Origin of the sequence: Paenibacillus cellulosilyticus, from assembly GCF_003182255.1 — a bacterium.
Classification (GTDB): domain Bacteria; phylum Bacillota; class Bacilli; order Paenibacillales; family Paenibacillaceae; genus Paenibacillus_T; species Paenibacillus_T cellulosilyticus.
On sequence record NZ_QGTQ01000047.1, the window covers coordinates 19,521 to 28,207 of the forward strand.

5 protein-coding genes, 15 tRNA genes and 1 rRNA gene are annotated in these 8,687 nt (G+C 47.3%); 1 reads left to right on the forward strand and 20 read right to left on the reverse strand.

Features of this window, described 5'->3' with window-relative positions:
- Positions 1 to 15: 15 nt before the first annotated feature.
- The 4 genes from DFQ01_RS29700 to DFQ01_RS29715 all read right to left on the reverse strand — a co-directional run bounded on the left by DFQ01_RS29700 (position 16) and on the right by DFQ01_RS29715 (position 5,471).
- Entirely contained in the window at positions 16 to 951 is a 936-nt protein-coding gene (locus DFQ01_RS29700; RefSeq protein WP_245946940.1) for a carbohydrate ABC transporter permease, read from the reverse strand.
- Positions 952 to 971: 20 nt separating this feature from the next.
- A complete protein-coding gene (locus tag DFQ01_RS29705) occupies positions 972 to 1,901 on the reverse strand; it encodes an ABC transporter permease (protein WP_110047557.1) in 930 nt (309 codons plus the stop codon).
- A 146-nt stretch (positions 1,902 to 2,047) separates the two neighbouring features.
- On the reverse strand, positions 2,048 to 3,667 hold the full coding sequence (locus DFQ01_RS29710; protein ID WP_110047558.1) for a response regulator transcription factor: 1,620 nt from the start codon (positions 3,665 to 3,667) through the stop codon (positions 2,048 to 2,050).
- Between the two features lie 43 nt (positions 3,668 to 3,710).
- Positions 3,711 to 5,471, reverse strand: a complete 1,761-nt coding sequence (locus DFQ01_RS29715) for a sensor histidine kinase (RefSeq protein WP_110047559.1) — start codon at positions 5,469 to 5,471, stop codon at positions 3,711 to 3,713.
- A gap of 168 nt (positions 5,472 to 5,639) precedes the next feature.
- On the opposite strand from DFQ01_RS29715, the gene DFQ01_RS29720 reads away from it, so the two are divergent.
- On the forward strand, positions 5,640 to 6,830 hold the full coding sequence (locus tag DFQ01_RS29720) for a peptidylprolyl isomerase (protein WP_110047560.1): 1,191 nt from the start codon (positions 5,640 to 5,642) through the stop codon (positions 6,828 to 6,830).
- Between the two features lie 267 nt (positions 6,831 to 7,097).
- Here DFQ01_RS29720 and DFQ01_RS29725 read toward each other — a convergent pair.
- The 16 genes from DFQ01_RS29725 to DFQ01_RS29800 all read right to left on the reverse strand — a co-directional run.
- Positions 7,098 to 7,179, reverse strand: a tRNA-Leu gene (locus DFQ01_RS29725).
- A 40-nt stretch (positions 7,180 to 7,219) separates the two neighbouring features.
- Positions 7,220 to 7,293, reverse strand: a tRNA-Cys gene (locus tag DFQ01_RS29730).
- A gap of 5 nt (positions 7,294 to 7,298) precedes the next feature.
- Positions 7,299 to 7,373: transfer RNA gene (locus tag DFQ01_RS29735), tRNA-Gly, on the reverse strand.
- Between the two features lie 9 nt (positions 7,374 to 7,382).
- A tRNA-Gln gene (locus DFQ01_RS29740) sits at positions 7,383 to 7,457 on the reverse strand.
- 9 nt (positions 7,458 to 7,466) lie between these two features.
- Positions 7,467 to 7,542 (reverse strand) — tRNA-His (locus tag DFQ01_RS29745).
- 18 nt (positions 7,543 to 7,560) lie between these two features.
- Positions 7,561 to 7,634 (reverse strand) — tRNA-Trp (locus tag DFQ01_RS29750).
- Between the two features lie 7 nt (positions 7,635 to 7,641).
- Positions 7,642 to 7,726: transfer RNA gene (locus DFQ01_RS29755), tRNA-Tyr, on the reverse strand.
- Between the two features lie 8 nt (positions 7,727 to 7,734).
- Positions 7,735 to 7,810: transfer RNA gene (locus DFQ01_RS29760), tRNA-Thr, on the reverse strand.
- A gap of 17 nt (positions 7,811 to 7,827) precedes the next feature.
- Positions 7,828 to 7,903 (reverse strand) — tRNA-Phe (locus tag DFQ01_RS29765).
- A gap of 20 nt (positions 7,904 to 7,923) precedes the next feature.
- Positions 7,924 to 8,000 (reverse strand) — tRNA-Asp (locus DFQ01_RS29770).
- 10 nt (positions 8,001 to 8,010) lie between these two features.
- A tRNA-Met gene (locus tag DFQ01_RS29775) sits at positions 8,011 to 8,087 on the reverse strand.
- An 11-nt stretch (positions 8,088 to 8,098) separates the two neighbouring features.
- A tRNA-Val gene (locus DFQ01_RS29780) sits at positions 8,099 to 8,174 on the reverse strand.
- A gap of 77 nt (positions 8,175 to 8,251) precedes the next feature.
- Positions 8,252 to 8,326 (reverse strand) — tRNA-Glu (locus tag DFQ01_RS29785).
- Between the two features lie 5 nt (positions 8,327 to 8,331).
- Positions 8,332 to 8,422 (reverse strand) — tRNA-Ser (locus DFQ01_RS29790).
- 5 nt (positions 8,423 to 8,427) lie between these two features.
- Positions 8,428 to 8,503, reverse strand: a tRNA-Asn gene (locus DFQ01_RS29795).
- Between the two features lie 90 nt (positions 8,504 to 8,593).
- Positions 8,594 to 8,687: ribosomal RNA gene (locus DFQ01_RS29800) — 23S ribosomal RNA — on the reverse strand; the annotation flags it as partial.

Here is an 8,687-nt window from a genome sequence, read left to right on the forward strand (position 1 = left end):
GCGCATTTGGTTAACTTAACCCTTAACCGCGCCGACTGTCAAACCTTTTACGAAATACTTCTGGAAGAAAGGATAAGCGAAGATGATTGGGCCGATACCGATAACAGCCATTGCCATCCGAACCGTTTCATTCGGGAACTTCGCAGCCCCGCCAATGACCGACATTGCTTCTGTGTGGGTCATTAAGAACTGTATGTTCGTCAGTGTTTTATACATCAGATACTGGACACTGATATACCCGTCACTCTTCGTGATAAAGACGAGGGAGAGAAACCAGTCATTCCAATAATTAAGCGTACTGAACAGTGCTGTTGATGCAAGTACCGGCATCGACAACGGCAGGACGATTTTGAAGAAGATACGCATCTCGCCTGCTCCGTCAATCTTCGCTGACTCAATTACCGCTCCCGGAATCGTAGTCGCGAAGAAGGTTCGAATAATGAGTACGAAGAACGCGGATACGAGAAGCGGAAGAATAAGCGCCCAGATGTTATCCTTCAGATGCAGCAGCCTTACGTACACCAAATACCATGGTACGAGACCGCCGTTAAACAACATCGTGAAGAAAACGAAGAAGGTGAAAAACTTGCGCTGCGGAAAGTCCGGACGACTGATCGGATAAGCGTACAGTGCCATAATGACAAGGCCCAAAACCGTTCCGACAACCGTTACGAAGATGGAGACGCCATACGATCTCAATACATTGTGCCAATCCTCGAATACGAACTTGTAGGCGCTGAGATCAAAATGCATCGGGATAAATTTGTATCCCTCGCGAACTACATCCTGCTCATTAGAGAATGAAACCATTACGAGCAGCAGTAGTGGGAAAATACATAACAGAGAATACAAGGCGAATATTATTTTTATTGTCCAGTCGCCGACCGGTGACAGCGAGTTTACCGGCCGTGACGGTGCCTTTTCTTTGGGGGTCGTCATTGTCGCTTCCATGAGTTGCCTCCTTCATTGATCTAAAACAAAGCGCTGTCCTTATCGATACGTCTAACGAACCAGTTCGATAGGAACACGAGAACAAAGCCTACAGTAGATTGATACAGACCAGCTGCCGACGATAATCCGGAATCACCCATTGCAAGGAAAGTACGATAGACATACGTATCGATTACGTTCGTTACTGGGAACAAGACGCCAGATTCTTTAGGTACCTGGTAGAATAGACCGAAGTCCGCACGGAAAATCTGTCCGATTTGCAGCAATGTCATAATGATTATGACCGGCATGAGCAGCGGAAGCGTGATCTTCAAAATCTGCTGCCACTTGCCAGCACCATCAATCGTCGCTGCTTCGTAATACTCATCGTCAATGCCGATGATCGCAGCCAAGTAGAGAACCATGTAGTAACCAACGTTTTTGACCGTATTAACGATCGGAAGGATGAACGGCCAAGCATGAATCTTGAAGTACCATTGGACGGGATCTATACCGAAGAAGGGAAGCAGCGTCGTGTTGACGAAGCCGTTTTTATCATGCAGCAGTCCGTAAACCAGATACGATACAACAACCCAAGACAAGATGTAAGGCATGAATATGATCGACTGATGGAACCGCGCAAGATATTTATTGCGAAGCTCATTCAACATAATGGCGAAGGCTACAGGAATCACAAGATTCAACACAATGAACAACGAGTTATAGAGCAGCGTGTTTCGTGTAATAACCCAAGCATCACTTGTTTTGAACAAGTACTTGAAGTTTTCGAACCCCACCCATTTGCTATCGATAAAGTTCATAATAATGTTCGCATGCGGGTAAGTCATTTCTTTGAACGCGATTACGACACCCAGCATCGGGATGTAGTTATTAACTAGAAGAATCAAAAACCCAGGCAACAGCATTAAGTAAAACATCCCGTATTTGCGCAAATTTCGCGTAAGTGCCATCCAATTTCCTCCTGCTTCCATTCCTATTCTCTTTCTTGCCACTACCTCGTGTTTCTTCTTCCTCATTGTAAATAAAAAGGCCACAACGCTCTATCTGCGTCGTGACCTCATTAACGTTCCTGTGACATCTTTACTTCCAATCAGCGTTAATCGACATGGTGAATTAATCGGCGGTATTCCTGCGGCGTTAATCCTGTCGCTTTCTTGAATAACTTGGAGAAATGAGAGAAGTTGCTGTACCCAACTGAAGTCGCGATATCGCTGATCTTCACATTGCTGTTTTCAAGCTCGGCCTTCGCCTTCATCATTCTCCGTTCCGTCGTATAGTCCGTAATGGACGAACCAGTCTCCTTCCGGAACAATCGGGATAGGTAAGCAGGGTTCAGGAATACATAGTCCGCCAACTGCTCCCGGCTAATATCTTCATCGAGATGTTCTTCTATATATTGCTGTGCTTTTCGAACCATATTGGATACGTCTTTGCCATTCAATCGAATATACTCTGCCCCTTGCGAGCAGACCGAGTGCGCCCAGCTCTTCAAGCCCTGCAGCGACTTCAGTGCATGACCGCCGTCCTCCCACTCCCGATGTGGGAACGCTGCATCCACGGACAGCGATTTGCGTTGGAACGTCTGGAACACCGTATGTACGATCCCGAAGTAAATAGAGACGATGGCAGCGTAATCAATGCTGTCTGATTCCTCAACGAGTTGGTTGAAAAATTCATCCACGCGAGCCGATAGGTCTGCCCGTTTGCCGCATTCGAGCAGGACAGCCCAGTCAGCAAGAGGCGGATAAGCTGCAAGCCCCGTTTGACGTTTGGATTGATCCTTTCCCTGCTCATGCACCACCGTACATGTATCTGTCAGATTGCTCCGCTCCAAATTCCCTAGAAGCTCAACGACCTCCCGAAGTGCTGCAACTGGTGACGGAGTGCCCACGTAACAGGATAGCTGACAATGCAAGTAGGAGCCGCATTGCTCAATGTATTGACGGCAGCGAGCATCGAGCTCAGCCTTGGACACCGCATCAGGTTCATAGATGAGCACAAGCAGTGCCCCGCTCGCATCTTGCACGACTTGCCCTTTGGCATCTTTGAGAATAATTTCCTCCGCCGCGTTCTTCACGCCATAGGTCATAATCTCCTCGTCCCGTGCAGACCAATCTTCCTGCCACTGTTCAATACTTATTAGTACAACAACGATCGGAGATTCAGATTGAAGGGGAATGCCGTACAGCGTAAGCTGCGGATCCAGCTGCTGCGGAGACACCGATTGCCGCCAATGAATGATATCTTCCCACAGCCGCTCTGCCATAACAGGGAGCTGCTTCTGCCATTGCTGATAATAGTGCTCATAAGTTCGATGGAACGAATCATGTTCTTCTTGGATTCGAACCTTCTCCGCTGCCTGCATAATCGTTTTCTTCAGATGCTCATGATCAACTGGCTTTAACAAATAATCGAAACCATCGAGCTGCAACGCTTGCTGCGCATACTTAAAATCAGCGTGACCCGTGAGCAGAATCGTTTTCGTTGCCGGGGAATTTATATTTACCCAGCTAAGCAGCTCAATGCCAGTCTGATTCGGCATATCAATATCAGATAGCAGGACATGAATCGTATGCTGGCCGAACAGTTCCTGTGCTTCCTCCGCATCACATGCGGTGTAGATGTTGGCAATCGGCATATCGCTCCATTCGATTCCATGCACAATTCCCTTAATCGCAATATCTTCATCATCTACGATGAGCAAATTGTACCCCATTGGATTTACCCTCCTCACTTCAACAAATGATCTCTACTTGTTCTTATCCCGTTGCCTTACGTTCTGTCATACTCGGAAACTTAATTGTAATAACCGTACCTACACCATCTGCTCCATTCGCGAACCGAATGCTTGCGCCTTCACCATAATGCAGACTTAGTCGATGTGCGACGTTCATAATACCAAGACGACTTGACTCTCCTTCCGCCAACGGCTTGCCTTCCCGTAGCTGCTCAAGTACATCTGGAGGGAATCCGACGCCATTATCGGAGATTGTAAGGAAGAAGCCCCCGCCATCCTGCAAGTCCTGTTCTACAGAGATATGAATGACGAATAGCTGCTTGCGATTTTTGAATCCATGAATAATCGAGTTCTCGACAAAAGGCTGTACCGTCAGCGCTGGTATCGGGAAGTTCTTCAGCGGATCCGGAATGTCGTACGTTACGACCAGCTTGTTCGGGAAGCGCAGCTCTTGAATCGTAATATAATTATCGATATGGCGCAGCTCTTCATCGAGCGTAATCGTGTCCCGATTCGCCCTCATAATGAAGCGGAAATAGTCTGCAAGGTGCAGCGACATTTTTTTAACCGATTCATGATCCTTTAATGCCGCAAAGTTATAGATGATGTTCAGTGAGTTCATATAAAAGTGCGGGTTAATCTGCGCCTGCAGCTGTTTAAGTTCGCCTTGCTTTACACGCAGCTGTTCTTCGTACATACCGATCTTCAGTGTCTTTATTTGCTCCGCCATCGTATTGAATGTATTAGCAAGGAAGACAAATTCGACCGTCTTATCCGATTGGAGTCGTACATCCAGCATACCGAGCGAAATTTTCTTCATGCCCAAGATGAGCTCGCCAAGCGGCTTGAACATAATACGTTGAACGAAGATGAGATACAGCATGAGGAGAATGAAGATTCCGATCGGCAAGAAGAAGACAACCATCTGGAAGAACGGCAATCCTTGCAGCATCGTTTTCTCCGGCAGCATGATGGAATAAGCAAGATTGGATGTCTGGCTTCCTTTGTACATGACCAGATACTGATCGCTCGACTCTTTGCCTTTCATTGTGACAAAAGTCTGCTTATCATTCATGTTGATCCCATCAAGCTGAACAGGTCCGTCCCCGCCAGCAAGCGCCTTCACTATCTTGCTCTGCTCTGTCAAATAAAGCCCGCTGTCCGCTATCGCTCCGTCACTCCACTGATTGCCCAGCATGTGCGCAATATCTTGTACAACGATAATCGCGCCAACGTAGAGGTCATCCGTTACATGAATGGTCTTCATCAGCATGAATTTGCCAGGGATAAGATCATCACTCGTAAGCTGCCAGAAGTTCAAGTTCGAATTATTGGTATCGTTTTCAATAATGCCCGGAACATGATCTCGAAGCAGCTTCTTCATCTTCTCATAGTCATTGCTTTGCGTACCGATAATGACATCGTTGTTGCTGTATAGAAAGATTGTATCAAGCATGTCGTAAAATCCAACGTCCCGCATCAGCTTATTGTAGATACGAACCTTCGTCAGTACGTAATTGTCTGTTCCGTATGGATACGAGCTCAGCAAGCCTACATCACTGTCGAGAATCGCCATCTTCATTAGATATTCACTCGTATCGCTCAAATTGTTATCCGTTTGCTTAACGAAAATATCCAACGTGTTCCGGTACGTCTCAGACACTTTATCTCGTACAACTTCCTTCGCATATAACGTATTCACGATCATGAATAGGACAAGCGGTACAATAACCGCAACGAAGCTGAGCAGCAGTTTTACTTTCAACGATTGAACGAAAACCATTATTTCGCTCCGTTTCTTTGTTTAAATTGGTGTTTTATGTATTCGACCCATTCGGACTTTTTCCTCTATCGTTTTTTTATTTGCTCTTAAGGTTAGCCGCTGTTTATTCTGGTATAGTAATACAATGGGGCACCATTTTTAAACATTAGAGAGGAGTAACACCTAATCATGTCTGAAGAAAACAAGCGCTTTAACGAGCAAGACGAAGTTGAAACAAATAACGATAATACAATCGAGGGTCAAACGGGTGCAATTGATTTCGCCAAAAACAATCAGGATGAGACAAGCCTAAACTCGTACAACAATGCACAAGATAACGAGGACGAAGAAGCTCACAACGACTCCGTACAAACAGCGGCTGGACAAGCTTCCGCACCGCAACGTGCTGGTGCAGGCGGATGGATTGCTAGTGCTATTCTGCTCGTAGCGCTCCTCATTGTTTCCATTAAAGCATTCTCGACCGATGGTGGTTTAAACGGAGAGGTCGGTTCTGTTAATGGAGTAGCGATTAGCCAAAGCGACCTGTACGATACATTGGTTAAAGGCGGTAACGGTGAGTCCGCTCTTGATGGCCTCATTACGTATGAGCTCGTTAACCAAGAAGCACAGAAACAAGGTATTACAGTTTCTGATGCTGACCTTGATCGTGAGCTGGACGTTATCAAGAAGAGCATGGGCAGCGAAGAAGCATTCCAACAAGCTCTGGATCAATATAAAATGACGGTGGATGATCTTCATGCAGACCTGCTTGAACAAGCGCAGCTGCGTAAGCTGCTGAGCTCCCAAATCAACATCACGGATGAGGATGTTCAGAACTACTACGACCAAAACAAAGCATCCTTCTCGACGGAAGAACAAGTACGTGCTTCCCACATCCTCGTTGCAACGAAGGAAGAAGCAGATGCAATCGAGAAACAACTCAAAGAAGGCGCAGACTTCGCAGCTCTTGCGAAAGAGAAATCGCTCGATACAGGTTCGAAAGAGAATGGCGGTGACTTGGACTTCTTCAGCAAAGGCTCTATGGTCGCAGAATTTGAGGATGCAGCATTCTCCCTTAAAGTTGGCGAAGTGAGCGAGCCGGTTAAATCCGATTATGGTTACCATATCATCAAAGTAACGGATCGAAAAGAAGCATCTTCCCCGACGCTCGAAGAGAAGAAGGAAGAAATCACGGACACGCTTACTTCCCAGAAGATCTATGAGCTGTCGTCAACACTGATTCAAGATCTGCGCTCCCAAGCTAAGATCGTAAACAATTTCACGGAAGCAACTGCAGCTCCTGCAGACAGCACGAGTGACGCAGCTACAGCTACGGATGCAGCTTCCGGTTCCGACGCTGCTGCAACAACAAGCAACTAATACGCCCAGTTAAATGGAATGAAGAAGAGCACCGCGTGAGTAACGCGGTGCTCTTTCTTTATCTTACATTATCCGCAGACGCCTCTTTCTACTGTCGCGCTTCATATAATGTGAGGTAATGCGCGTACAACATTCACGGCTATCCCTGCCTGTTTAACCGACTGGGGATTGAACTTGTTTCGAATCAATATATGTAAAATGACTTGATGTTTAAAACAAAAAAACTCTTATATGCTTTCGCACATAAGAGTTTAGCTTGTTAAGTAATGGTGCCGGTGAGAGGACTCGAACCTCCACGGTTTCCCTCACGATTTTGAGTCGCGCGCGTCTGCCATTCCGCCACACCGGCCAATCATTATTTTGCCCACCATCAGGCTTTGAAAAGAAAATGGAGGCGCCACCCAGATTCGAACTGGGGGTAAAGCTTTTGCAGAGCTTTGCCTTACCGCTTGGCTATGGCGCCATAAATGGAGCGGAAGACGGGAATCGAACCCGCGACCCTCGCCTTGGCAAGGCGATGCTCTACCGCTGAGCCACTTCCGCATAATAAAATGGCTGGGGATCTAGGGATCGAACCTAGGAATGACGGAGTCAAAGTCCGTTGCCTTACCGCTTGGCTAATCCCCATTAATTCAATGGGGCGATCGAGGGGAATTGAACCCCCGAATGTCGGAATCACAATCCGATGCGTTAACCACTTCGCCACGACCGCCATAAAAAAAGAAAAAAATGGCAGGGGCAGCAGGAATTGAACCCACACCAAAGGTTTTGGAGACCTTTGTTCTACCTTTAAACTATGCCCCTATAAAAATGGTGGAGGATGATGGATTCGAACCACCGAACTCAGAGAGAGCAGATTTACAGTCTGCCGTGTTTAGCCACTTCACTAATCCTCCATGAAACATGGTGCCGGCGATAGGAGTCGAACCCACGACCTACTGATTACAAGTCAGTTGCTCTACCAACTGAGCTACACCGGCATATTAAATTTTCAAAATGGTGGCTCGGGACGGAATCGAACCGCCGACACGAGGATTTTCAGTCCTCTGCTCTACCAACTGAGCTACCGAGCCTAACTTGTTGTTGTTTAAAATGGCGGAGCCGACGGGATTCGAACCCGCGGTCTCCTGCGTGACAGGCAGGCATGTTAGGCCTCTACACCACGGCTCCACATTTTAATTGGTTGCGGGGGCAGGATTTGAACCTGCGGCCTTCGGGTTATGAGCCCGACGAGCTACCGAGCTGCTCCACCCCGCGATAGTCATATATGGTGGAGGCTGACGGGATCGAACCGCCGACCCTCTGCTTGTAAGGCAGATGCTCTCCCAGCTGAGCTAAGCCTCCGTTGTAAGCGACTTTTATATCTTACTACATTCTAGGCTTTCTTGCAAGCTTTTTTTCGAAAGCTTTTTAAGAGAAGTTGGTGACCCGTAGGGGATTCGAACCCCTGTTACCTCCGTGAAAGGGAGGTGTCTTAACCCCTTGACCAACGGGCCGTATATGGCAGAGAGGAAGGGATTCGAACCCTCGAGACCCGGTTAGAGCCTACACGATTTCCAATCGTGCTCCTTCGACCACTCGGACACCTCTCTATATATGGCTCCCCGAACAGGACTCGAACCTGTGACAACTCGATTAACAGTCGAGTGCTCTACCAACTGAGCTATCAGGGAACAGAACAAGGCTCACACCTTGAAAACTGGATGCGAATGTTGAATCCTTAGCTTTAGCATATGCTCTACCTTCACTTGCGCAAAGGATTTTAGGATAAGCCCTCGACCTATTAGTACTCGTCAGCTGCACGCATTGCTGCGCTTCCACCCCGAGCCTATCAACCTGGTCGTCTTCCAGGGGTCT